Source organism: Caulobacter sp. BE264 (assembly GCF_031457805.1).
In the GTDB taxonomy this organism is placed as follows: domain Bacteria; phylum Pseudomonadota; class Alphaproteobacteria; order Caulobacterales; family Caulobacteraceae; genus Caulobacter.
This window is the reverse complement of record NZ_JAVDXI010000001.1, coordinates 74,928-97,886: the sequence shown is the minus strand read 5'-3', so window position 1 is coordinate 97,886 and position 22,959 is coordinate 74,928. Positions and strand designations below refer to the sequence as shown.

General features: G+C 67.2%; 23 protein-coding genes. 6 read left to right on the top strand and 17 right to left on the bottom strand.

Going from position 1 to position 22,959, the window contains the following annotated elements; all coding sequences use genetic code 11:
- Positions 1-6: 6 nt before the first annotated feature.
- Both J2X45_RS00465 and J2X45_RS00460 read left to right on the top strand, forming a co-directional pair.
- A complete protein-coding gene (locus J2X45_RS00465) occupies positions 7-399 on the top strand; it encodes a cytochrome c (RefSeq protein ID WP_310209769.1) in 393 nt (130 codons plus the stop codon).
- A 29-nt stretch (positions 400-428) separates the two neighbouring features.
- Positions 429-911 carry a RidA family protein gene (locus J2X45_RS00460; protein ID WP_310209766.1) on the top strand — a complete coding sequence of 161 codons (483 nt, stop codon included), beginning with the start codon at positions 429-431 and terminating at the stop codon, positions 909-911.
- 442 nt (positions 912-1,353) lie between these two features.
- Here the strand turns inward: J2X45_RS00460 and J2X45_RS00455 are convergent, their stop codons facing one another.
- The 6 genes from J2X45_RS00455 to J2X45_RS00430 all read right to left on the bottom strand — a co-directional run bounded on the left by J2X45_RS00455 (position 1,354) and on the right by J2X45_RS00430 (position 7,109).
- Positions 1,354-1,734 (bottom strand): Rieske (2Fe-2S) protein, encoded by a 381-nt coding sequence (locus J2X45_RS00455; RefSeq protein ID WP_310209763.1) that lies wholly within the window; start codon positions 1,732-1,734, stop codon positions 1,354-1,356.
- Complete coding sequence (locus J2X45_RS00450; RefSeq protein WP_310209760.1) at positions 1,731-2,738, bottom strand: fumarylacetoacetate hydrolase family protein; 1,008 nt, start codon at positions 2,736-2,738, stop codon at positions 1,731-1,733. The genes J2X45_RS00455 and J2X45_RS00450 overlap by 4 nt, the downstream gene beginning before the upstream one ends.
- Before the next feature lie 115 nt (positions 2,739-2,853).
- Positions 2,854-4,143 carry a homogentisate 1,2-dioxygenase gene (gene hmgA / locus J2X45_RS00445; RefSeq protein ID WP_310209757.1) on the bottom strand — a complete coding sequence of 430 codons (1,290 nt, stop codon included), beginning with the start codon at positions 4,141-4,143 and terminating at the stop codon, positions 2,854-2,856.
- Positions 4,144-4,290: 147 nt separating this feature from the next.
- On the bottom strand, positions 4,291-5,364 hold the full coding sequence (gene hppD / locus J2X45_RS00440; RefSeq protein WP_310209754.1) for a 4-hydroxyphenylpyruvate dioxygenase: 1,074 nt from the start codon (positions 5,362-5,364) through the stop codon (positions 4,291-4,293).
- Positions 5,365-5,382: 18 nt separating this feature from the next.
- Entirely contained in the window at positions 5,383-6,519 is a 1,137-nt protein-coding gene (hisC, locus tag J2X45_RS00435) for a histidinol-phosphate transaminase (protein ID WP_310209751.1), read from the bottom strand.
- A 119-nt stretch (positions 6,520-6,638) separates the two neighbouring features.
- A complete protein-coding gene (locus tag J2X45_RS00430; RefSeq protein ID WP_012640520.1) occupies positions 6,639-7,109 on the bottom strand; it encodes an Lrp/AsnC family transcriptional regulator in 471 nt (156 codons plus the stop codon).
- Positions 7,110-7,244: 135 nt separating this feature from the next.
- Here J2X45_RS00430 and J2X45_RS00425 point away from each other — a divergent pair, with 135 nt between their 5' ends.
- The 3 genes from J2X45_RS00425 to J2X45_RS00415 all read left to right on the top strand — a co-directional run bounded on the left by J2X45_RS00425 (position 7,245) and on the right by J2X45_RS00415 (position 9,595).
- On the top strand, positions 7,245-8,150 hold the full coding sequence (locus J2X45_RS00425; protein WP_310209746.1) for an SPFH domain-containing protein: 906 nt from the start codon (positions 7,245-7,247) through the stop codon (positions 8,148-8,150).
- A gap of 77 nt (positions 8,151-8,227) precedes the next feature.
- Positions 8,228-8,518 carry a DUF1905 domain-containing protein gene (locus J2X45_RS00420; protein WP_310209743.1) on the top strand — a complete coding sequence of 97 codons (291 nt, stop codon included), beginning with the start codon at positions 8,228-8,230 and terminating at the stop codon, positions 8,516-8,518.
- Positions 8,519-8,653: 135 nt separating this feature from the next.
- Positions 8,654-9,595, top strand: a complete 942-nt coding sequence (locus tag J2X45_RS00415; protein ID WP_310209740.1) for a type II CAAX endopeptidase family protein — start codon at positions 8,654-8,656, stop codon at positions 9,593-9,595.
- On the opposite strand, the gene J2X45_RS00410 is transcribed toward J2X45_RS00415, so the two are convergent.
- The 11 genes from J2X45_RS00410 to murC form a co-directional block, all read right to left on the bottom strand.
- Positions 9,592-9,771: a hypothetical protein gene (locus J2X45_RS00410; protein ID WP_310209737.1), complete on the bottom strand. Its 180-nt coding sequence runs from the start codon at positions 9,769-9,771 to the stop codon at positions 9,592-9,594. The genes J2X45_RS00415 and J2X45_RS00410 overlap by 4 nt on opposite strands.
- The gene (gene zigA / locus J2X45_RS00405) at positions 9,768-10,988 is read right to left on the bottom strand and encodes a zinc metallochaperone GTPase ZigA (RefSeq protein ID WP_310209734.1); all 1,221 of its coding nucleotides are present in this window, start codon (positions 10,986-10,988) and stop codon (positions 9,768-9,770) included. The genes J2X45_RS00410 and zigA overlap by 4 nt, the downstream gene beginning before the upstream one ends.
- A 105-nt stretch (positions 10,989-11,093) precedes the next feature.
- Entirely contained in the window at positions 11,094-12,947 is a 1,854-nt protein-coding gene (locus tag J2X45_RS00400) for a M61 family metallopeptidase (protein WP_310209731.1), read from the bottom strand.
- 128 nt (positions 12,948-13,075) lie between these two features.
- Positions 13,076-14,602 (bottom strand): cell division protein FtsZ, encoded by a 1,527-nt coding sequence (gene ftsZ / locus J2X45_RS00395; protein WP_310209728.1) that lies wholly within the window; start codon positions 14,600-14,602, stop codon positions 13,076-13,078.
- A 34-nt stretch (positions 14,603-14,636) separates the two neighbouring features.
- Entirely contained in the window at positions 14,637-14,702 is a 66-nt protein-coding gene (locus tag J2X45_RS00390) for a hypothetical protein (RefSeq protein WP_024265820.1), read from the bottom strand.
- Positions 14,703-14,973: 271 nt separating this feature from the next.
- Complete coding sequence (gene ftsA / locus J2X45_RS00385; RefSeq protein ID WP_310209725.1) at positions 14,974-16,302, bottom strand: cell division protein FtsA; 1,329 nt, start codon at positions 16,300-16,302, stop codon at positions 14,974-14,976.
- Between the two features lie 30 nt (positions 16,303-16,332).
- Positions 16,333-17,241 carry a cell division protein FtsQ gene (gene ftsQ, locus J2X45_RS00380; protein ID WP_310209721.1) on the bottom strand — a complete coding sequence of 303 codons (909 nt, stop codon included), beginning with the start codon at positions 17,239-17,241 and terminating at the stop codon, positions 16,333-16,335.
- Positions 17,210-18,169 (bottom strand): D-alanine--D-alanine ligase, encoded by a 960-nt coding sequence (locus J2X45_RS00375; RefSeq protein ID WP_310209718.1) that lies wholly within the window; start codon positions 18,167-18,169, stop codon positions 17,210-17,212. Before J2X45_RS00375 ends, ftsQ begins: the two co-directional genes overlap by 32 nt.
- 184 nt (positions 18,170-18,353) lie before the next feature.
- On the bottom strand, positions 18,354-19,757 hold the full coding sequence (locus J2X45_RS00370; protein WP_310209715.1) for a M20/M25/M40 family metallo-hydrolase: 1,404 nt from the start codon (positions 19,755-19,757) through the stop codon (positions 18,354-18,356).
- Between the two features lie 207 nt (positions 19,758-19,964).
- Complete coding sequence (gene murB, locus J2X45_RS00365) at positions 19,965-20,870, bottom strand: UDP-N-acetylmuramate dehydrogenase (RefSeq protein WP_310209712.1); 906 nt, start codon at positions 20,868-20,870, stop codon at positions 19,965-19,967.
- A gap of 151 nt (positions 20,871-21,021) precedes the next feature.
- Positions 21,022-22,440: a UDP-N-acetylmuramate--L-alanine ligase gene (murC, locus tag J2X45_RS00360; protein ID WP_310209708.1), complete on the bottom strand. Its 1,419-nt coding sequence runs from the start codon at positions 22,438-22,440 to the stop codon at positions 21,022-21,024.
- Between murC and J2X45_RS00355 the strand changes: the two genes are divergently transcribed.
- Positions 22,439-22,948 carry a hypothetical protein gene (locus tag J2X45_RS00355; RefSeq protein ID WP_310209705.1) on the top strand — a complete coding sequence of 170 codons (510 nt, stop codon included), beginning with the start codon at positions 22,439-22,441 and terminating at the stop codon, positions 22,946-22,948. The genes murC and J2X45_RS00355 overlap by 2 nt on opposite strands.
- Positions 22,949-22,959: the final 11 nt, after the last annotated feature.

The window sequence follows — 22,959 nt, the reverse complement described above, 5'->3', positions numbered from 1 at the left end:
ATACGCATGACGTTCGCTTACCGCCTCGCCGCCCTGGCGCTCGCCACAAGTCTGGCCGCACCAGCCATCGCGTCCGCCGACGGCAAGTCCCTGTACATGGACAACTGCTCGGCCTGTCATCAGGTCTCGGGCAAGGGCGTCAAGGGCGCCTTCCCGCCCTTGGCTGGCGCGCCCCTGGTGCAGGGGCCGCCCAAGGTGCTGATCACCACGGTGCTCAACGGTCGCGCCGGCATGCCCGCCTTCAAGGACGACATCAATGACGCCGACCTCGCGGCGATCCTGACCTACGCCCGCACGACCTGGGGCAACAAGGGCTCGGTGATCAAGCCCGCCGATGTCGCCGCCGCCCGCGTCGCCGCCAAGGCCGCCCCCAAGCCGCGCGGCCTGCAAGCGCACTGACTTTCAGCCTTCACCATAGGGAAGACGCCATGAAACGCCTGATTGCTCTCACCATCGCCGCCTGCGCCCTCGCCGGCGCCGCCCACGCCCAGGACATCGTCCGTGGCGGCGACCCCAAGTCGGCCATCGCCAGCGTCGTCACCGTGCCAGCCGGCTACGACACCATCTATGTCTCGGGTATGACCCCGCCAGTCATTGACGACAAGGCGACCGGCGTCGCCCGCTTTGGCGATACGAAGACCCAGACGCTCGGCGTGCTGGGCCGCATCGAAGCGGCTCTGAAGAGCCAGGGCGCCACCATGGCCGACGTCGTCATGATGCGCGTCCTGCTGGTCGGCGATCCGGCCAAGGAGGGCAAGATGGACTTCATGGGCATGATGGAGGGCTACCGCACCTATTTCGGCACCGCCGCCCAGCCGAACAAGCCGGCCCGCATCACCAGCCAGATCACCGGCCTCGTCGCCGACGGCATGCTGGTCGAGATCGAAGTTCAGGCGGCCAAGAAGAAGTAGCCGCGCCCGCCGCGCGTCGGATTTCACCGTTCCGCGAAATTATTTTCGTGACAACGTTGTCAAGCCGAATTCAAACAGCTATATGGAACTCAGCCCTTTCGGGCGTTTCCTCCCAATGACTCGGCCGCCTTCTTCTCCTGGAAGGCGGCCGTTCTTTTGTCCGGGGGATGGCGTTAGCCAGCGGCCGCCTTCGAGAGCGGACATCGAGGGCTTTTGGAATGGGCGTCTATCCGCTCAGTCCGGAGCGATGTCGCATTATCCCCAGCCTACCGGGATGAACCTGGGCCCCGGCGTTCGCCGGGGAGATCGAGCTTCACCGCACTACGTCCTTCGAGGCGCGCTCAAGAGCGCGCACCTCAGGATGAGGCGTTCAGCAAAGGATTTCCTCATCCTGAGGTGTGAGCCGAAGGCGAGCCTCGAAGGACGCAGGGAAGCACCCCCGCTACCCCGTCACGACCCGCCCGTCCCTCACCTCCACCGGCCAGAGCTTGAGTCGCGCGCCGGCGCAAGGTCCGCCCACACAAGCGCCGTCCTCCACGGTGAACACCGCCCCGTGCCACGAGCACATGATCAAGTCGCCGTCCGGCGTCAGATAGCGGTCCAGTTCCTGGGCCAGCGGCAGGCCGGCGTGCGGGCAGCGGTCGACATAGCCGAACACCGCCTCGCCCCGGCGCACGACGAAGCCGTGGAACCGCGCCTCGCCGATCTGCAGCACATAGTTGCGCGCGCCGCCGTCGGGGATCAGGTCGAGGGGGCCAAGATTGATCCCGGCCCGAGTCTCCCAGATCCGCCCAGCTGCGGCGGGCGCCGTCTCGTCCGTCAAATCCGTTCGACCGTCTGCTCGATGGCGCCGAAGATCGAGTGGCCCTTGGCGTCCTTCATCTCGATGCGGATCGTGTCGCCGCCCAGCAGGAACGGCGTCTTGGGCGCGCCGTGCAGGAGGGTCTCGACGGTGCGCACCTCGGCCAGGCACGAATAGCCAAGGCCGCCTTCGCTGATCGGCTTGCCGGGACCGCCGTCGGCGTCGCGGTTGCTGACCGTGCCCGAGCCGACGATGGTGCCGGCGCACAAGGAGCGGGTCTTGGCCGCGTGGGCCACCAGCGTGCCGAAGTCGAAGGTCATGTCGACACCGGCGTCGGCGCGGCCGAAGTCCTTGCCATCCAGCTCGACCAGCAGCGCCCCGTGCAGCTTGCCGTCCTTCCAGGCGTCGCCCAGGGCGTCAGGCGACACCGCGACCGGCGAAAAGGCGCTGGCGGGCTTGGATTGCAGGAAGCCGAAGCCCTTGGCCAGCTCGCCCGGGATCAGGTTGCGCAGCGAGACGTCGTTGCAGAGCATAACGAGGCGAATGGCCGCCAGCGCCTCCTCGCGGGTCGCGCCCAGCGGCACGTCATCGACGATCACCGCCACCTCGCCCTCAAGGTCACAGCCCCAGCTGGCGTCAGCCAGCGGGATCGGATCACGCGGGGCCAGGAAGCCGTCCGACGCGCCCTGGTACATCAAAGGATCGGTCCAGAAGCTCTCAGGCATCTCGGCGCCGCGCGCTTTGCGCACCAGCTGGACGTGGTTCACATAGGCCGAGCCGTCCACCCACTGATAGGCGCGCGGCAGCGGGCTCAGCGCCTCATGCTCGTGGAAGCGCTCCTTGGGCACCGCGCCGTGCTCGAGGCTCTCGGCGAGGCCCGCCAGCATCGGCCCGCAGCGCTCCCAGTTGTCGAGCGCGGCCTGCAGGGTCGGCGCGATCGTCCCGGCGTCGGTGAACCAGGCCAGGTCGTTGGAGACCACCACCAGACGGCCGTCGCGACCACCCTTGAGAGACGCGAGCTTCATTCGGTTTTCCTCCGGGACTTTGAATTTTCAGCCATCCCCCCACATCGCCGGACCGCGCGCAAGCCGGATCGGGGCAGGCGCGCGTCCTTACGGGAGATCGCAAGTAGGATTTGGGTCAGGACAGACGGGCCTTGGGAAAGCCGGTCCAGCAGGCGTCGTAGTCGGGCTGCAGCGCCGCGGACTCCAAAGCCAGGGCGGTCGGGCGGAACACCCAGCGGCTCTCGAACATGAAGGCCATGGTCCCGTCGATCTTGTGCGGGGCCAGGACCGCTTCGGTCGCCTTCCTGTGGCTGGCGACATCGGGGCCGTGGTCGCTCATGCAGTTGTGCAAGGACGCGCCGCCGGGGACGAAGCCGCCCTCCTTGGCGTCATAGGCGCCGTGGATCAGGCCCATGAACTCGCTCATCACGTTGCGGTGGAACCACGGCGGGCGGAACGTGTCCTCAGCGACCATCCAGCGCGGCGGGAAGATCACGAAATCGCAGTTGGCCGTCCCGGGCGTGTCGCTGGGCGAGGTCAGGACCGTGAAGATCGACGGATCAGGGTGGTCGTAGCTGACCGTATTGATCGTGTTGAACCGCGACAGGTCATAGCGGTACGGCGTCAGGTTGCCGTGCCAGGCCACCACGTCCAGCGGGCTGTGAGCCCAGGTCGCGGACCACAATACGCCTTGGAACTTCTGGACCACTTCAGTCGGCGTATCGACGTCCTCGAAGGCCGCCACCGGCGCTTCGAAATCGCGCGGGTTGGCCAGGCCGTTGGCGCCGATCGGCCCCAGCTCCGGCAGGCGGAAAGCCGCGCCATAGTTCTCGCAGACATAGCCGCGCGAGGGCCCTTCGACCTCGACCCGGAAGCGCACGCCGCGCGGGATCACCGCGATGTGGCCGGGGCCGGCCTTCAGCACGCCCATCTCGGTGACCAGGGTCAGCACGCCCATCTGCGGCACGATCAGCATCTCGCCGTCGGCGTTGTAGAACACCCGGTTCTGCATCGAGACATTGGCCAGATAGACGTGCGCGGCGATGCCCCCCAGCGTCGCCGCGTCGGCGTTGCCAGCGAGACTCACCAGGCCGTCGACGAAGTCGGTCGGCGCGGCCGGGATCTCCAGCGGGCTCCAGCGCAGGCGATTGGGCGTGGCGGGACCCGGAAAGGCCGAAACAAGGTTGGCTTGCGCATAGGGCTGATAGGCCCCGTGGCCGGCGCTGGGCCGCAGGCGATAGAGCCACGTGCGGCGGTTCTCATGACGCGGCGCGGTGAAGGCCGAGCCCGACAGCTGCTCGGCATAGAGGCCGAACGGAACCTTCTGCGGCGAGTTGCGCCCGATCGGCAGAGCGCCGGGATGCGCCTCGGTTTCGAAATAGGAGCCGAAGCCGGTTTGGTAGTTGAGCGCTTCAGTGCTGGTCACGTGCGTCCTCCCCCACCCCGACTTTCCCGGCGAATGCCGGGACCCAGATTCATCCGGGGCGGTTCGTGGGCTTCACCTGGGCCCCGGCGTTCGCCGGGGAGATCGGAATAGTGGGACGGCGCTGAAGCGCCGTCCATGGCCAGAGCCTTACGCGTCGACCGTAATCACCCCACGGCGGATCTGGTCCAGCTCGATGCTCTCGAACAGGGCCTGGAAGTTGCCGTTGCCGAAGCCTTCGTTGCCCTTGCGCTGGATGATCTCGAAGAAGATCGGGCCGAACAGGTTCTCGGTGAAGATCTGCAGCAGAAGGCCTTCCTCGCCGACATTGCCGTCGATCAGGATGCGGTTCTTCTTCAGTCGCTCAAGGTCCTCGCCGTGGCCGGGGACGCGCTTGTCGACCAGCTCGTAGTAGGTCTCGATCGTGTCCTGCAGCTTCACGCCGCGGGCGCGCAGCTTCTCGACGGTCTCGTAGATGTTGTCCGTCGTCATCGCCAGGTGCTGGATGCCCTCGCCATTGTACTGGCGGATGAACTCCTCGATCTGGCTCTTGTCGTCCTGGCTTTCGTTCAGCGGGATGCGAATGGCCTTGTCCGGCGCGATCATCGCCTGGCTGAACAGGCCCGTCGCCTGGCCCTTGATGTCGAAGTACTTCTGCTCCTCGAAGCCGAAGATCTGATTGTAGAAGGTCGACCAAGTGCGCATCTGGCCACGCTTGACGTTGTGGGTCAGGTGGTCGAGCAGGTCGAGGCCGACATTGTTCTTGGCTTCGGCCAGGGCCGCGCCGGGAACCTGCTCCCAGGCGTCATAGATCGTGCCCGCGTCGCCATAGCGGTCGACGAGATAGAGCAAGGACCCGCCGATCCCTTCCAGCACCTTGGCGTCCGCGCCCAGCAGCGAGCGCGAGGCGTCGGCGGCCTTGGCGCCGCGCTTGATCGCGTCGGCATAGGCTTGCTCGGCGTTCTCGACACGGAAGGCCATGCCGTTGGCCGACGGACCATGATCGGCGCGGAAGTCGGCGACCTGACCGGTCGTCTCTTCATTGACGATCAGGTTCACGCGGCCCTGCTTGTAGCGGGTCGCGGCCTTGGTCGGATGCTTGCTGGCGGCGACGAAGCCCAGCTGCTCGATAAGGGCCTTCATGGCCGCCGGATCGGGGCTGGTGAACTCGACGAACTCGAAGCCGTCGAGGCCCAGGGGGTTCTGGTCGGTGACGAGGGTCATGCGGGCGTTTCCGTGTGCTTAGAGCGAAAGCGCCGCCGGCAGGGCGGCGATCAGGGCGTCGTTGTCGGCCGGACGGCCGATGGTGATCCGGACCCAGCCGCCGGCGACGGGCGTCGGCCGGATGATGAGCCCCTGGTGCAACAAATGCGCGGCGGTGGCGTCCGGACCCGCCGGCGTCCGCAGGAACACGAAATTGGCGTGGCTTTCGGTGTGCTCGACGCCCATGTCGTCCAGCACCGCCTCGACCCGGCCGCGCTCGGCGATGGTCTGAGCGACGGTGCGCTTGAGGTAGTCCTGGTCCTCCCAGGCGGCCAGGGCGGCGGCCTGGCTGACGGCTGTAACGTTGAAGGGCGGGCGAATGCGGTCGAGATACTCGACCAGCTCCGCCGATGACGCCACGCCATAGCCCATGCGTAGGCCGGCCAGGCCGTAGGCCTTCGAGAAGGTGCGCGCCGCGACCCACGGGCCGCCCCAGGCGTCCAGCATGGCGAAGGTGTCGAAGGCCTCGTGATACTCGCGATAGGCTTCGTCGACGAAGACGACGGTCGAGCGCGGGGTGGCGGCCAGGATCGCCTGGAAGTCCACCGCCTTCAGGGCGTTGCCCGTCGGGTTGTTGGGCGTGCACAGGACCAGCAGCTTGGGGCCCTGGGCGGCGGCGGCGCAGACGGCCGGGACGTCCATGTCGAAATTGGCAAGACGGGGCACGTCGATGATCCGCGCCTCGGCGCAGCGGCCGAAGATCTCGTAGGTCGGGAAGGTCGGGCTGGACAGCAGGATCGAGTCGCCCGGGTGCAGCACGGCCCGGAACACGTAGTCGATCAGCGCCTCCGATCCCGGCGAGATGACCAGACGCGCCGGCGAAACGCCCAGGCGTTCACCGATCGCCGCGCGCAGCACGTCGCTGTGCGGATCGGGATAGATGTGCGGCTCGGCCATCGCGGCCATCACCGCCTCGGCGACCTTGGGGCTGGGTCCCAGGAGATTCTCGTTGCTGGCCAGCTTGGAGAAGGCGGTCAGGCCGGTGCGGCGGGCGGCCTCGGCCAGGGTCATGCCGGCCTTGTAGCCTTGCACGCCCTCCAGCGCCTGGCGCATCGGCGAGGCCCAGGCGGGCGTCAGGGGCTTGCGATCGAGAACCAGCATGCGGCCGCGCTCCAACGAGATAGGAGCGGCAGCTTATCGCGAAAGCTCGGGCAGAACGTGGCGATTATGACCAGATGATAAGCCTCAACGGTCACGATATGCCAATAATCCAGATCAATTCCGGCGTTTAGTGATCAGGCCACATAATCCAGCGGCAGAGCGGTTTGGTCCTTGATGGTGTCCAGCACGAACGAGGACCGCACGTCCTTGACCGCAGGCATCTTCAACAGGCGCTTCATGGTGAAGTCGGCATAGGCGTCGAGGCTGGGCACCACCACCCGCAGCAGATAATCGTAGCCGCCCGTCATGGCGTAGCAGCCGACGACCTCCGGCTCGCGCAGGACCGCCTGCTGGAAGGCCTCGGCCGCCTCCTCGCTGTGGCGATCGACTTGCACCTCGACATAGGCGAGCACGTCCAGCTTGGCCTTGCGGCGATCCAGCAGCGCCACATAGCCACGGATCAGGCCCGAGGCTTCAAGCTGCTTCACCCGCCGCAGGCACGGACTGGGTGAAAGACCCACCCGTTCGGCCAGGTCAACGTTCGAGATCTTGCCGTCCTCCTGCAGGATCTGAAGAATCTTCCGATCGGCGCGCGTCAGCTTCATCGTGACCGGTTTCCGGATGAAATTGGCATTTCGTGACAAGCTAGCCGATTTCGAGCCTGTGGGGGAGACGCCGCTTGCGCGCGGCCGCGCTTCCCGGTCTACCATCCTCAGCAATTTCAGCGCGAGGACCCCCGCATGCCCGAGAGCCCGTTCGCCATCCCTTCCGGCAACAAGCCGCCTTTCAAGTCGCCCTTCCAGAGCAAGGGTAAACAGGCCGTCGCCATCAGTGTCGGCGTCATGCTGCTGCTGCTCAGCTCCTGCGTCGTTGTCACCCAGAGCTCGACGGTCGAGCCGGGCAATGTCGGCGTGAAGATCCGTACCCTGGGTTCGTCAGCCGGCGTCGATCCCGAACCCCTGCCCGCCCGCTGGTACCTGCGCGGCGTCGGAGAGCGGATCATCCAGTACCCGGTGATCCAGCGCACCTACGGCTACACCCGCGAAGCCGATGAGCGCGGCAACGAGAACGAGGAGATCACCTTCTCGGACAACACCGGCCTGCCGATGACGGCGGATATCTCGGTGACGCTGCAGGTTAATCCGGCCTCGGCGCCGAATCTCTACCAGACCTACCGCCTGTCGTTCGACCAACTGCTGGACGGCCCGATCCGCAATGACGTTCGCTCGGCCGTCGCGGCCGAGGCCGAAAAGGTCGGGGTCGAGACGCTCTACAGCGGCGGCCGTCAGATGGTGATCCAGAAGGCCTACGCCCGCGTCGCTAGCAAATGGGCCCGTCACGGCGTCAATATCAGCCAGCTCGACTGGATCGGCTCGATCCGCTACCCGCAGGCGATCATCCAGCAGATGCAGGCCAAGACCCAGCTGGAGCAGGAAGCGCTGGCGGCCAAGGCGCTGGAAGCCAAGGAAACCGCCCTGGCCAACGCCGCCGTCGCCAAGGCGCGCGGTGAAGCCGAGGCCATCCGCATCAAGGGCGAGGCCCTGCGCGCCAACCCGCAGGTCCTGCAGCAACTGGCCATCGAGAAGTGGAACGGCGAGATGCCCAAGGTCACCAGCGGCGGCACGCCGTTCGTCAAGATCGACTAAACGGACGGCGGCGCGCCGGATGCTGACAGCTCCTGGCGCGCCGCCCTCCATCTTCCGCTGATCAGCGGAAGGATGAGATGCGTTACGACTTCGAAGCCGAGATCTGGCGCTCCAGCGGCGCCGGCGGCTGGTTCTTCGTCACCCTCCCCGCCGAGATCGCAGATGGCCTTCGCGCCTTGAGCGGCGCGCGAGTCGGCTTTGGCTCCCTGCGAGTGCGCGCCGAGATCGCGGGCCTGGCCTGGGACACCTCGGTGTTTCCCGACACGCGATCGGGAAGATTTCTTCTGCCTCTAAAAGCTCAGGTTCGCCGGCGCGCCGGCGTCACGGCCGGCGACCGGACCCGCGTCCAGATCGAGCTCGCCATCTGACTCAGGCGTCCTGATCGGATGGGTGAAAACCACTTCATGAGCCATAATTAAGTTTCCACCCGCCCCATTCTGCGCCACGAGCGCAGCCGAAGCGCCGACGACACACGGCGGATATCGAACGAGCGGGGGCTCAGCTTGAAGAACGTCGAACTCTACGGGCCCAGAGCGCCCAAGCATCGCCGCACCTGGACCGCGGCGGCCATTCCGCTGATCATCGTCTTCTTCGCCGTGGGCCAGCTGGCCACGGTTCTCGGCGTCCTGATGCCGATGGGCTTCCATCAGGTCGATCTCGAAAGCCAGTGGTCGCCGCTGGCGATCCAGCTGGCCGGCTTTGGCTTTTCCGCGTTGCTGCTGCTGGCCTGGGTCTGGCTGTTCGAGCGCCGCTCGCCCTGGGTGCTGGGCCTCAACGGTGAGTTTGTTCGGCGATACACGCGGGGCCTGCTGGTCGGGTGCGGCTTCCTGCTCAGCGTCATCGGCCTGATCTGGGCGACCGGCGGCTACCGTATCGAAGGGTTCGGCGTGTGGACCGCGCCCGCGCCGATGCTGTTCCTGCCCATCCTGGCGCTCTTTGCGGGCTTTGTGATCCAGGGCGGCACCGAGGAGCTCCTGATGCGGGGCTGGCTGATGCAGCTGGTCGCCTCGCGCCACGGCCTCCCCCTGGCCATCGTCATCAACAGCGCACTGTTCGCCATCATGCACGGCGGCAACATCTCGCCGTCCAAGGAGCTGGTCCTGGCCCTGGCCAACCTCGTCCTGTTCGGCGTGATGATCAGTCTCTACGCGATCAAGGAAGGCTCGCTCTGGGGCGTCTGCGCCTGGCACACCGCCTGGAACTGGCTGTTGGGCGTCGGCTTTGGCCTTGAAGTCAGCGGCGGCCGGATCGCGGTCCAGAGCCTCGTCGTCGACCTAGCCCCCAGGGCCGGCGCGCCCTGGTGGCTGACGGGCGGCGCCTTCGGCCCCGAGGCCAGCGTGGTCACCACCCTCATCCTGCTGGCGGGCTGCGCCTATTTCGGCGCGACCGGCGCATTCCGGCTCGCCCGGGCGCGGTCGGCGGCTTTCAGCCAGACCGACGGCTAAAGCGGCTCACAGAAGAAGCGACCGGGCTCCGGACCTTCGGGGTACAGGATCGAGAACCGATAAAGGACCAGCGTCCATTCGGCTTCCTCGAGGCTGACCCCGAAGCGCGCGGCGACCCATTCGGGTGTCGGCTCCTGAAGCGCGCCGTCGGCGTCCAGCGGCGGCGCGGTCTTCACCACGGCGCGAACGGGTCAGGCAGCTTGGCCCAGGCCTTGGGGCCAAACCCGAACTGAAGGTCCGACAGCAGGCAGGCGTCGAAGCCCCTGGTCAGGGCCTCGCGATCCATGTTCTGGCCGATCAGCACGATCTCCTGGCGACGGTCGCCATGGACCGGCTTCCAGACCTTCTCGATCGCCGCCCGCCACGCCGGATCGTCGGGCCACTGATCGCGCGGCGCGGTGGCCCACCAGCGACCGTGCGGTCCGAACTGAGTAACCGCCCCGGCCTGGCTCCAGCCGCCGACCAGATCCGTCCGGGTCGCCAGCCAGACAAAGCCCTTGGAGCGGATGACGCCGAGCCACTCGCTTTCGAGCCAAGCTTTCAGCTTCTCCGGATGGAAGGGCTTGGACGCGCGATAGACGAAATGGCCGATGCCGTACTCCTCGGTCTCCGGCAGGACCTCGCCCATCAACGCCTTCTGCCAGCCAGCCGCGCCTTCGGCCCGGACGGGATCGAAGAGGCCGGTGTCGAGCACGTCGCCCAGGGCCACGGCGCCGCGCTCGGACCGGACGATCCGCGCCTGCGGATTGAACGTGGCGATGATCGCCTCAAGCTGGCCCAGCTCATCGGCGGAGACCAGATCGGCCTTGTTCAGCACGATGACGTCGGCGAACTCGATCTGCTCGACCAGCAGGTCGACGACCGTGCGCGTATCGCCCTCCCCCGCCGTCTCGCCACGGTCGGCCAGCCGGTCCCGGGAGCTGTAGTCGCGCAGGAAGTTGAAGGCGTCGACCACCGTGACCATGGTGTCCAGCCGCGCCACGTCCGACAGGCTCTGCTCGCCCTCGTCGCGGAAGTCAAAGGTGGCGGCCACCGGCATCGGCTCGGAAACGCCCGTCGACTCGATCAGCAAATAGTCGAAGCGGCGCTCGGCGGCCAGGCGGCGCACCTCGTTCAACAGGTCCTCGCGCAGCGTGCAGCAGATGCAGCCGTTGGACATCTCGACCAGGGCCTCGTCGGTGCGCGACAGGTCCGCGCCGCCCTCGGCGACCAAGGCCGCGTCGATGTTCACCTCGCTCATGTCGTTGACGATCACCGCGACCTTCTTGCCCTCGCGATTGGCCAGGACGTGGTTCAGCAGCGTCGTCTTGCCGGCGCCGAGAAAGCCCGACAGGACCGTGACCGGCAGGCGGAGGTCGATCCTCGCGACCGCCTGGGAGGGCGCAGCACTCATGGGAAGATCCAATATGTTATATTATAACATATTGACCAATTCCACATCGACCGGCAAGCGATATGTTACACAGTAACAGCGCCAATCAGGCCCGCGCGGCGCGCCCTACTTCGCCGCTTCGATCTCCGCGCCCAGCCAGGCCTTGCGGAACGCCAGCTGCACCTCGGTCGGCTTGAGATCGGCCTTCTCGAAGCGCACGATCTCCAGCGTCGGGTCGGCGGCGATGGTCAGAGAGGCTTGGCGAAGCTGGCCGCGCTGGAAGAAGGTCACGGTCGTGGCCTCACCCGGCTTCAGGCGGTCGAGCGCATCGGTCCAGTCGCTCTCGTTGACGAACACGAAGCGGCCGATGCTGACGATCCGGTCGCCGACCTCGACCCCGGCGCCGTAGAGCGGGCTGTTCGGAACGGGCGGCGCGTCCAGCAGCAGCTCCGAGCCGTTCACCTTGACGCGCGCGGCGCCCAGCCAAGCCTTCTTGGGGGCCTTCGGGCGAAGCTTGAGCCCGGCCCGCTCGAGCAGCGGCGCGAAGTCCGGCAGGGCCGAGCCTTCGATACTGGCCTTGAAGAAGGCATCCGCAAACGCTTGGTCGCCGGTCGTCTTGGCCAGGGCGGCGCGGATGTCGGCCGGCGTATAGGGCTTCTCGGTCACGCCATGGGCGCGCCACATCTGCTTCATGAAATCATCGAGGCTGAGCGGCTTGTCGCGCCCGCGCAGCTGCAGGTCCAGAGCCAGGCCGATCACCGCGCCGTACGGATAGTACGAGGTGAAGATGTTCGGGTTGACCGGATCCAGCGCGGCGGCCGCATCAACGAACGGCGCGCGCAGGCTCATCTCCTGCGGCGAACCGTAGAGCCGGCCCGGGCCGTTGACGACGCCGTTGAGCGTGCTGGACAGACCGGTGAGGTACTCGTCCGTTGACGACTGTCCCGCTCGCCGGATCAGCAGCGGACCGTAGTACTGGGTGAAGCCCTCGGCCAGCCAAAGCGACGGCGTCGGATTGGCCTTGGTGAAATCGAATGGCTCCAGCTCGGCCGGGCGGATGCGCTCGACGTTCCAGGCGTGGAACAGCTCGTGGCTGGCCGTGCCCAATTGGCTGAAATTACCCCGGAACAGCGACCGCGGCTGGCTGATGAAGGTCGAGTTGCGATGCTCCATGCCGTCGCCCGTGATCTGCGGCATGTAGTCGGCGATGAAGGTGTATTCGCCATGGTCGAACTTCGGCAGCTCGCCGAAAACCTTGATGTGCTCGGGCACGATGGCCTTCAGCTTGGCGGCGAAGATGTCGGCGTCCTCGGGCGTACCCGGGTCATGCAGGGCGAGCCGGAACGTGTAGTCGCGCCCCTTGTCGGTCACCGTCCACTCACGCACTGTCATGGCGCTGAGCTCGGTGGGGCTGTCCATGAAGTACTGCAGGTTCGGCGCCCAGAAACTGTCGGGTTGGCCGGTCACCGGGGGCAGCTGGGTGGCGATCTTCCAGCTGGGATCGGCGCGTTCGAAACGGACGCGGATCGGCTTGTCGTCATAGCCCACCGCCCACAGGAAGGTCGCGGGCATGTTCAGGTGCGCGTGGGTCTTGTCGACCTGCGAATAGGTGCCGTCGCCGCGATCAGCGTAGAGCGTGTAGGTGACCTTGACCGTGCCATCGTGGCCGGACACCGCCCAACCGTAGGGATCGGTGCGCTCGATGGGCAGCGGCTTGCCCGCGCCGTCGACGGCGGTGACCTGATAGACGTTCTTGGCGAACTCATGGATCGCATAGCGCCCCGGCGAGGACCGCGACATCCGCAACTTCAGCGCGCCCTTGGGGACCTTGCGGAAGGTCGCCGTGATCCGGGCTTCATGATGGGCGGCGTTGGGGAAGGCGACGTCGTACTGGACGGGGGCTGCGGGACCCGAATCCTGGGCCGACGCGCTCGTCGCGACAAGGGCCAGGGCCGACAGGCCGAATAGAAGCTTCCGCATGAACTCAAATCCCCTTCGCGATCGCGGCGGAAACTGTGGCCAACCCCGGGGAGAGTCGCAAGGCGAGCGCCCAAAGCAAGACGCCCCGGGAGCGATCCCGGGGCGTCCCGTCAGGTCTTGTCGGTCTTTCAGTTGGCCAAGCGGCGCAGGAACGACGGGATCTCCAGATCCTCGGCGTCATCGGCCTGCGGCGTCTCGATCGGCTGCAGCTGCGGGCGGGCGCTCTGGGCCGAGCGAGCCTGGGGCTGCGGCGCGGAGGCCTGTTGCTCGTAACGCTGGCGTCCGCCGCCGAACATCGAGAAGAACCCGCCCTGCTTCTGGGGACGGCGCTCTTCGTAGTAGTTGCTCTCGGGGAACAGCGGCTCTTCGGCGCCGTCATCGACCAGCGGATCGACGATGCGGCTCACCGGCCGGGCCGGAGCCGCGGCGATACGCGGTTCTTCAGCTACAGACGGCTCGTCGTAATAGAGCTCAGCTTCCGGCTCAGGCTGCGGCGCCGACATCACGATCTCAGGTTCCGGGGCCGGCTCGGGCGCGAAGGCGACCGGACGTTCGACCGGACGGGCGGCTTCGTAGCGAGCGGTCGGACGGGCCGGCTCGGGCTGCGGCGCGGGACGCGAGGTCTCGGCGATCAGCGGCGCGGCGGAGGTGTTCCGCGAAACGGGCTTCGGCTCGATCTGGGCGATCGAGGCGCCGTCCATGCCGGTGGCGACCACCGACACGCGGATCACGCCTTCCAGCGACGGGTCGAAGGCGGCGCCGAAGATGATGTTGGCTTCCGGATCGACCTGGTCGGAGATCGCGTTGGCGGCCTCATCGACTTCCAGCAGGGTCATGTCCATGCCGCCGGTCACGTTGACCAGCACGGCCTTGGCGCCCTTCAGCGAGACTTCATCCAGCAGCGGGTTGGCGATGGCGTTCTGAGCGGCCATCAGGGCGCGATCTTCGCCGGTGCCCTCGCCGGTGCCCATCATCGCCTTGCCCATCTCGGTCATGACCGTGCGGACGTCGGCGAAGTCGAGGTTGATCAGGCCCGGCAGGACCATCAGGTCGGTGATCGAACGAACGCCCGAGTGCAGGACTTGGTCGGCCATGCCGAAGGCTTCGGCGAAGGTCGTGCGCTCATTGGCGACGCGGAACAGGTTCTGGTTCGGAATGACGATCAGGGTGTCGACGTAGCGCTGCAACTCCTGAATGCCGCTGTCGGCCAGACGCATGCGGTGACGGCCTTCGAAGTGGAAGGGCTTGGTCACCACGCCGACGGTCAGGATGCCGCGCTCACGGGCGCACTTGGCGATGATCGGCGCCGCGCCGGTGCCGGTGCCCCCGCCCATGCCGGCGGTGATGAAGACCATGTGCGCGCCGTCGAGGTGCTCGCCGATCTCCGGAAAGCTCTCCTCGGCCGCGCTCATGCCCACTTCCGGGTGCGCGCCGGCGCCCAGGCCTTGCGTGATCTGCACGCCCAACTGGATACGACGGTCCGTCTTGGCGAACTGAAGCTGCTGAGCGTCAGTGTTGGCCACCACGAACTCCACACCCTCGAGGCCCGCCTCGATCATGTTGTTCACGGCGTTGCCGCCAGCGCCGCCAACGCCGAAAACCACGATGCGCGGCTTCAGCTCGGTCGTACGCGGCGCGGAAAGAGAAATAGCCATGGGACCCTCGCGTCCTTACGCCGAAATCGTCAAATTAGACCTCGGCGACACCCAATCGCCGGGGATGCCTCGACGATCGTGTTAACAGAACAACCACCATCGTTAATCGGCGGTTAACTGCATAATCTGAGTCGTGGTCTGGTCGAGCGGGGCCGTTGGATAAATTGTGGCCTATCAACAGAATCCCTCAATGAACCAAAGGTTCTACGGGGATTCACAGGCTCGTGCGACCGAACGCCGCTGAGGCGCGAAACCTCCGTCTACAGCGGCTTTCAGCCAGCAAAAGGCCCGGTCGATGAACTCGACCGGGCCCTGAAAGTTAAACTGTAGTGTTACTCACGCTTTAAGACTTCGCGCGGTTTTGTCGCGGCTTAGAGGTTGTCCCGCAGCCAGGCGGCCGCCTTGGCCATCGGGCTGGCGTTGGGATCAACGGGACGCTTGCGGGCCATGCCCCCGCCGGCGAGGGCTTTGGAGGACACCGCCTCGCGCGGACCGAAGGCCGTGCGGTGGAGGACGCCGGCGGCGGCGCAGAAGGCGGGACCCGAGGCGGCGTCGGCCAGATGCGGCACCCGGCGCGGACGGCCCAGACGGACGGGACGATCAAAGACGCGCACGGCCACTTCGCGAACGCCGGCCAGCTGGCTGGCGCCGCCGGTCAGGACGATGCCCGCGCCAGGCTCGACCGGCGCGCCGGAGGCCTTCAGGCGCTCGCGCAGCAGTTCCAGGGTTTCCTCGACGCGGGGCTGGATGATGCCCTTGAGCAGGCTGCGGGGCGCGATCACCGGACCCGCGCCCGGATCGTCGCCGCGCGGCGGCGCCTCAATCATCTCGCGGTCCTCGTTGGCCGAGGCGATGGCGCTGCCGTGCAGGGTCTTGATGCGCTCGGCGCCGACCACCGAGGTCTGCAGGCCGCGGGCGATATCCTGCGTCACGTGCCCGCCGCCGACGGCCAGGCTGTCGACGTGGCACAGGGCGCCGTTGTTGAACACGGCCACCGAGGTCGAACCGCCGCCCATGTCGATGCAGACGGCGCCCAGATCCATCTCGTCCTCTTCGAGAGCCGCCAGGGCCGAGGCGAAAGGCGCGGCGACGATGCCCTCGAACGACAGGTGGGCGCGCTCAACGCAGTGCGCCAACGTGTGGAAGATGTTCTCGTTGACCGAAACGACCAGGAGCTCCAGCCCCAGCGCGCGGCCGAACATGGCGCGCGGGTCGCGGATGCCGCGCTGGCCGTCGACCGACCAGGCGATGGGCAGCAAATGGATCGGCTTGCGGCCGGGAATACGGACCTGGGCCAGGGCCGAGGCGATGGCGCGCGACAGGTCGCCGTCGCCGATCGGACGCGCGCCCAGCGAAACCTGGGTGTGAACGCGATGGCTGGCCAGCTGGCCGCCGGCGGTGCAGACGCTGACGCCCTGCACGTGCACTCCGGCTACGGTCTCAGCACGCTCCACGGCCTGGGCGATCGCCTGAGCGGCCTCGTCCAGGTTCACTATCGCGCCGCCACGCACGCCGCGCGACTGCACATAGCCAACGCCCGCCGTGGTCAGGGTGCGGTTGTCCCGGTGAATACCGTCGGCCTTCATGATGAAGCACGTCACCTTCGACGCGCCCAAATCGACGGCCGCGATGGCGGGCTGGCGCACGAGCGTCGCCTTCAGGCCTTCACGGGCCTGTTTCCGATCCTCCATTCGCGACATTGCTATTGCCACCTCAGCCCATCACGTCACTTACGCCCCGTCGGCCGCAGGCTGCCCGGGCAGCACCGCGTCGCGAGGTCTCACAGCCACCATTTCGGGGTCGCGCAGATCGATCCGCGCAAAACCCATGTCCAGGATTCGCTGCCGTTGGTCGAGCTGATCCAATTGAATCAGCGCGGATTCTTCATCGATCGCCGGTAGTTGGATCAGCGAGCCGTCCTTCAGGCGCAGATCCCAGCGACGATCGTCCACCCGAACCATCGCTTCCAGCCGATCACGCAGGCGCGGCCGCGAGGCGACCGCCGGAAGGATCAAGCCGGCGGCCTGGTCGGCGCCCTGCCCCACCACCAGCGGCAGCTGCGGGAATCGCGCCGGATCCGCCTCGGTGATCACCTGACCCTCGCTGTCGATGACCTTCATGCGACCCTTGTTCTGCCAGACCGCGAGCGCGGGGCGCTCCTCGACGGCGATCAGCACCGTGTCGGGGAGCATGCGCACGACCTTGGCGTCCTTCACCCAGCCCACGCCCTGAACACGCGTGCGAATGTCGGCGAGGTCCATCCCCAGGGTCGGTTGGTCGAGATAGAGGCCCGAGGCCTTGAGGATGTCGGCTTGAGCGGTCGCCGAGGCGCCGCGGATGTGAACCGTCCTCAGCTTGAAACCGGCTGAGGCGAAGCTGTTGTCGACACCATGGACCATGGCCGCACCGATGCGCTCGGCGCGGTGGCCGGTCGCCAGCATCACCACAAGGCCAAGGCCCAAGGCCGCGCCCGCCACGGTGAGGGCCACCGTGGGCGACAGGCCCACGCCTCGCGCGGCATGCAACTTCGCAGCCGGCTGCGCCTTCCGGGGCGCCGGCTTGCCTTTGCTCGGACTTGCGGGCGCTTCGGCCCGGGGTCGCCTAGGCTTAGGCGGTCCCCCCCGCACTACAGCGGGCATAAGCGTCCTCCACGATCCACAAAACTAACTGGTCAAACGGGATCCCGACGTGGTCGGCCTGCTCGGGAGCGAGCGAGGTCGGCGTCATGCCGGGCTGCGTGTTGACCTCTAGAAGGACCAGAAGGTCGTTAATGTCGTCATAACGGAAGTCAGACCGGGTTACCCCTCGGCAACCAAGAGCGGTATGCGCCAGCTCGGCCATCCGCATCGCGCGATCCCTTACAGCATTGGGAATTGGGGCCGGCAGAACGTGGATTGAGCCCCCTTCGGAGTACTTGGCCTCGTAGTCGTAAAAACCTGTGGATGCACGGATATCGGTCACCGCCAGCGCCCTGGGACCATTTGACTCACCCAGGACGGCGACCGCCAGCTCCATGCCCTGGATGTAGGGCTCGACCATCACCTCTTCGCCAAAGGTCCAGGACGGCGCGCCGACCTCTTCGGGCGGGCGATTGGCCCCTTCCTTGATGATGAAGACCCCTACCGAAGAGCCTTCGGCGTTAGGCTTCACGACATAGGGCGGCTGCAACACATGGTCGCGCGCGACATCGTGTCGGTTGAAGAGGCCGCCGCCCGGCACGATCACGCCTGCCGCAGCCAGCACGGCCTTGGCCTTGGCCTTGTCCATCGCCAGGGCCGAGGCGAGGACGCCCGAATGGGTGTAAGGCAGTTTGAGGGTTTCCAGCACGCCCTGGACGCAGCCATCCTCGCCCCACTCCCCATGCAGGGCGTTGAAGACCAGATCCGGCTTGGTCGCCGTCAGCACCTGGGCGATGTCCGGCCCCGGATCGATGCGCGAGACCTTGGCGCCCAGCCGCTCCAGAGCGTCGGCGCAGGCGGCGCCAGACACCAGACTGACCTTGCGTTCCGACGAGGGCCCGCCAAGCAGGACGGCGATGTGGCGGCCGGACAGGGGCTGCTGGGTCATTTCCGGGAGACTCTTTGGAAGGCTGCGACGTTCAGCCACTCCTAGTCAGCCCGGGCGCGCCTGCCAATATTGGTTGTCATCCCGGCCGTCGTGCGGAGCGCGAAGAGCCGGGACCACGGCATACGCAAGCGCTTGCCGTGGTCCCGGATCGCCCCTGCGGGTCGTCCGGGATGACAGATTTAGGTTACTTCGCCGCCGGAGCCGCCGGCTTCAGCGCGCGGAAATCGACGTCGCTGTCGGCCACCAGATAGACCAGCGACGTCCAAGCGGCGACGTTCTGGGCCAGTTCGGCGGGGCGAACCTTGTCCAGCGTGTCGTCCATGGTGTGGTGGTAGTCGAAGTACCGGCTGGCGTCCTGGTTCAGGTTGATGACCGGCACGCCGGCACGCTCGATCCCACTGATGTCAGCGCCCGCCCCGGCGGCGGGGGTGCGATCGACATAGATCTTCAGCGGGGCCAGCACGCTGGCGGCGGCCTTGACCACCGGATGGTCCAGCGAGCCGGCCGGAACCTGCAGGCTGTAGATGCGGTCAGCACCCGTATCGCTCTCGCCGGCCAGCACCATGCTGGACAGCGCGTCCTTGTGCGCAGCCAGATAGGCTTCCGACGAACCACCGCTCTCTTCCGAGCCCCACATGACCACGCGGATCGTGCGCTTGGGGCGCCTGGGCAGGTCGCCGATCAGCTTGGCCGCGGCCGTGGTGATGGCGATGCCGGTGGCGTCGTCCAGCGCGCCGGTGCCCACGTCCCAGCTGTCGAGGTGACCGCCGATGACGATCACCTCGTCCGGCTTTTCCGAGCCCTTGATGTCGCCCGAGATGTTCCAGGCGACGTTGTTGGGGTTGACGCTCGACTCCAGCTTCAGCTTGACCCGCATCGGGACCTTGCGCGCAGCCAGACGCTCCAGCTGCTCGGCCTCCGGAACGCCGATCGCAGCGGCCGGGATGGTCACCACGCCCTCGCCGCTGGCCGTGCCGCCGGTGTGCGGCACGGTCGAGTCGGAGGTCGAGATCGAGCGGATCAGCATGGCGACCGCGCCGCGCTTGGCCGCCTCGACCGGGCCCACCCGGCGCGAGATGCCCGCCGCGCCATAGCCGGCGCCGTTCTGGGTGCGGACCATCGGCTGGGTGATCACAACGATCTTGCCCTTCAGCGCGCCTTCGGACGCGGCCATCATGTCGGCGAAGGTCTTGAACAGCGCGACCTCGGCCTCGATCCCGCCAGCCGGCGTCGAGACGGTGCGGCCAAGGCCCACCGCGCCCAGCTTCATGGCGTAGGGCGCGACCAGCTCGGCGCTCTCCTCGCCTCGGCTCCACGACGGCTTGGCGAATTCCTCGACCTTGATGTTGGTGAAGCCCAGCGCCTTGAACTTGGCGACGCCCCAGTCCTTGGCCTTGGCCATGGCCGGCGAGCCCACGAGACGCGGGCCGATATTGGTGGTCAGGTCCTCGGTGATGTCCCAGGCCAGATAGTCGCGCAGGGCCTTGTCGCGCAGCGCCTCGGCGGTCTTGAGGTCCTGGGCGTGCGCCGCGCCGGAAACAAGGGCGAAGGCAGCGGAAGCGATCAACAGACGACGGAACATGAGCACGGATTCTCCCCAAAGGCGCGGGAGTCATAACACCGGTTCGCGCCACGGGGAGTCAGCAATGGGGTTGAGGGGGGTCAGATCCTTCCCCGCGATGCGGGGGAGGTGGCCCAGAGGGCCGGAGGGGGCCAGTTCGGCCAACCTCCAGCTCGCCCCCTCCGTCGGCTTCGCCGACACCTCCCCCGTTTCTCGGGGGAGGATTTGGCCGCCCTACCCCGCCCGGCCGATCCGCTTGATTTCCCAGTCCAGCTGGACGCCGGTCTTGGCCTTGACGTCGGCGCGCACGGTCTCGCCGAGGCCTTCCAAGTCGGCGGCCGTCGCCTCGCCTGTATTGATCAGGAAGTTGCAGTGCAGGGGCGAGAACATCGCCCCGCCGAACGGCTTGCCGCGCCAGCCGGCCTCGTCGACCAGCTTCCAGGAAGAGTGACCCGGCGGGTTCTTGAAGGTCGAGCCGCCGGTCTTTTCGCGGATCGGCTGGGTGGTCTCGCGGCGGGCGGTGATCTCAGCCATGCGGGCCTTGATCGCTTCGGGCTCGTCCGGCGCCCCCTCGAAGATCGCGTCCAGCACGATCAGCGGCTCGCCGTCCTGCAGGGCGCTATGGCGATAGGTGTAGTGCAGGTCCTCGACGCTGAGTTCGCGCACGACGCCGGCGCGGTCCATCACGCGCACGGACTTGACCACATTGACGGTCTCGGAGCCGTAGCAGCCGGCGTTCATGATCACCGCGCCGCCGACCGTGCCGGGCACGCCGACATAGAACTCCAGACCTGCGATGCCGGCTTCGGCGGCCTTGCGGGCCAGGATGGCGTCAGGTACGGCGCTGCCGGACCTGATCAGATTGTCGCCCAGCGCCTCGACCGTGTTGAAGCCCTTGCCCAGGCGGATGATCACGCCCTCGACGCCGCCGTCGCGGACCAGCAGGTTGGAGCCTACGCCGATCGCCATGACCGGTACGCTAGGATCGAGCGCCCTCAGGAAATCCGACAGGTCCTGCTCGTCGGCGGGCAGGAACACGACGTCGGCCGGACCGCCGACCCGGAACCAGGTGAACGGCGCCAACGGCTCGTCGATCAGCAGCTTGCCGCGAACGGTCGGGAGATGGGTCTTCCAGGTCATCAATACGTCTCCCCTTCTCCCCTTGCGGGAGAAGGTGTCAGCCTCAGGCTGACGGATGAGGGGTTTCTCGGCGTCGCCAAACGACCCCTCATCCGGCCGCTGCGCGGCCACCTTCTCCCGCAAGGGGAGAAGGGAGGGACCGAGGGGAGCTTCACTTGGTCAAAGCCTCGAGCTGCCCCGGCAAGGCATAGGACCAGGTCGTGATATCGCCGGCGCCCAGCAGGACGACCAAGTCGCCACTGGTCGCCTCGGCGGCGATCAGGCGCGGCAGCGCCGTCGGGTTTTCCAGCGGCAGGGCCCGGCGGTGGCCGAACTTCTTGAGCCCCTCGACCAGGGCGTCCCGGTCCACGCCTGGAATCGGCTGCTCGCCGGCCGTATAGACGTCGGCGACGATCACCGTGTCGGCGTCATTGAAGCAGCTGGAGAACTCGGTCATCAGGTCGCGCAGACGCGTGTAGCGGTGCGGCTGGACCACGGCGATGACCTTGCCGGTCGACACCGCGCGAGCGGCCTTCAGCACGGCGGCGATCTCGACCGGATGGTGGCCGTAGTCGTCGACCACGCGGATGCCGTTTGCGACACCCGTGGTGGTGAAGCGGCGCTTGACCCCGCCAAAGCCGGCCAGGCCGCGCGCGATGGCTTCGGCGTCGACGCCCAGCTCGCGGGCCACGGCCACGGCGGCGGCGGCGTTGAGCACATTGTGATGGCCGGCCATCGGCATCTTCAGGCCGTCATAGCGGACGACCTCGCCGTCACGCGGCGAGACGACGATGTCGAACGTCGCGCCCTCGGGCCCCATGGCGATGTTGGAGACCCGCACCTCGGCCTGCGGGTTGGTGCCGTAGGTCACCAGACGCCGGTTCTCGATCCGCGCGGTCAGGGCCTGCACTTCGGGATGGTCGGTGCAGACGGCGGCGAAACCGTAGAACGGGATGTTCTGGATGAAGTCCTGGAAGCCCTTCTTGACCGCGTCGAAATCGCCCCAGTGGTCCAGGTGTTCGGCGTCGATATTGGTGACGATGGCGACCGTCGACTTCAAGCGCAGGAACGAGCCGTCGCTTTCGTCGGCCTCGACGACGATCCAGTCGCCCTCGCCGACCTTGGCGTTGGTGCCGTAGGCGTTGATGATGCCGCCGTTGACGACCGTGGGGTCCAGACCGCCGGCGTCCAGCAGGGTGGCGACCATCGAGGTGGTGGTGGTCTTGCCGTGCGTGCCGCCCACCGCGATCGAGAACTGCAGACGCATCAGCTCGGCCAGCATCTCGGCGCGGCGCACCAGCGGCAGGCGCTTGTCGCGACCGGCGACCATCTCGGGATTGTCGGCCTTCACGGCCGTCGAATAGACGATGGCCGACGCGCCCTCGACATGGGCGGCGTCGTGGCCGATGAAGATGCGCGCGCCCAGCTTTTCCAGCCGCTCGGTATTGGCGCTGGCCTTGGCGTCGCTGCCCTGAACAGTGTAGCCGATACGCAGCATGATCTCGGCGATGCCGGACATGCCAATGCCGCCGATGCCGATAAAGTGCACGGGGCCGAGTTCGAAGGGTACGGGGCGTCGACGCTGGATCATGAAAAGCCGATTAGACCATTTGCGCGCGACGCGAAACGCCCTGTTGGCGCTGGTTGTGTGGACAACGCCGGCGCTCGCCCAAACCGACTCCCCCGCCCCGCTTGAGCTACGCCTGGCCGATGTGGGCCGCTTCGCCATGTTCGTCGACATGGGCGGCGTCCAGTGGACGGGCCGCACCGCCAAGCTGCGCGTGCTGCAGGTCACCGAAGGCGGCTTCAAGGCCGGCGCGGAAGAGTTCTGGGGCGGCTGGCGGCACGAGGTCATCGACTGCGACGCCCGCACCATCGCCCATGCGGGCTTTGGCAGCGTGCGGGCGGGCGGCCGCGAGGGTCCGGTAACCGGCGCGCTCCGTCCGGCCCAGCCCCTGCCCGCCGGCAGCGCTGAAGAGGCGGTCGCCAAGGTGGTCTGCGACGGCTGGAAGCCCTATGCGCAGGTCCCGGTGGCGCGCGGCATTGAGGAGGCGGTGCGGATCGGCCGCCCGCTGATCGAGACGGGCGCGGAGCCGTAAGGCTCGCGAGA

Coding starts and splice junctions, on each gene's coding strand:
- murB (WP_310209712.1), bottom strand. CDS start 20,870: ATGACCTGGAAGACCCATCTCCCGACCGTTCGCGGCAAGCTGCTGATC.
- hppD (WP_310209754.1), bottom strand. CDS start 5,364: ATGACCCTCGTCACCGACCAGAACCCCCTGGGCCTCGACGGCTTCGAG.
- zigA (WP_310209734.1), bottom strand. CDS start 10,988: ATGAGTGCTGCGCCCTCCCAGGCGGTCGCGAGGATCGACCTCCGCCTG.
- ftsQ (WP_310209721.1), bottom strand. CDS start 17,241: ATGCCCGCTGTAGTGCGGGGGGGACCGCCTAAGCCTAGGCGACCCCGG.
- J2X45_RS00400 (WP_310209731.1), bottom strand. CDS start 12,947: ATGCGGAAGCTTCTATTCGGCCTGTCGGCCCTGGCCCTTGTCGCGACG.
- J2X45_RS00425 (WP_310209746.1), top strand. CDS start 7,245: ATGCCCGAGAGCCCGTTCGCCATCCCTTCCGGCAACAAGCCGCCTTTC.
- J2X45_RS00465 (WP_310209769.1), top strand. CDS start 7: ATGACGTTCGCTTACCGCCTCGCCGCCCTGGCGCTCGCCACAAGTCTG.
- ftsA (WP_310209725.1), bottom strand. CDS start 16,302: ATGTCGCGAATGGAGGATCGGAAACAGGCCCGTGAAGGCCTGAAGGCG.
- J2X45_RS00460 (WP_310209766.1), top strand. CDS start 429: ATGAAACGCCTGATTGCTCTCACCATCGCCGCCTGCGCCCTCGCCGGC.
- J2X45_RS00375 (WP_310209718.1), bottom strand. CDS start 18,169: ATGACCCAGCAGCCCCTGTCCGGCCGCCACATCGCCGTCCTGCTTGGC.
- ftsZ (WP_310209728.1), bottom strand. CDS start 14,602: ATGGCTATTTCTCTTTCCGCGCCGCGTACGACCGAGCTGAAGCCGCGC.
- J2X45_RS00450 (WP_310209760.1), bottom strand. CDS start 2,738: ATGAAGCTCGCGTCTCTCAAGGGTGGTCGCGACGGCCGTCTGGTGGTG.
- J2X45_RS00355 (WP_310209705.1), top strand. CDS start 22,439: ATGAAAAGCCGATTAGACCATTTGCGCGCGACGCGAAACGCCCTGTTG.
- J2X45_RS00430 (WP_012640520.1), bottom strand. CDS start 7,109: ATGAAGCTGACGCGCGCCGATCGGAAGATTCTTCAGATCCTGCAGGAG.
- murC (WP_310209708.1), bottom strand. CDS start 22,440: ATGATCCAGCGTCGACGCCCCGTACCCTTCGAACTCGGCCCCGTGCAC.
- J2X45_RS00420 (WP_310209743.1), top strand. CDS start 8,228: ATGCGTTACGACTTCGAAGCCGAGATCTGGCGCTCCAGCGGCGCCGGC.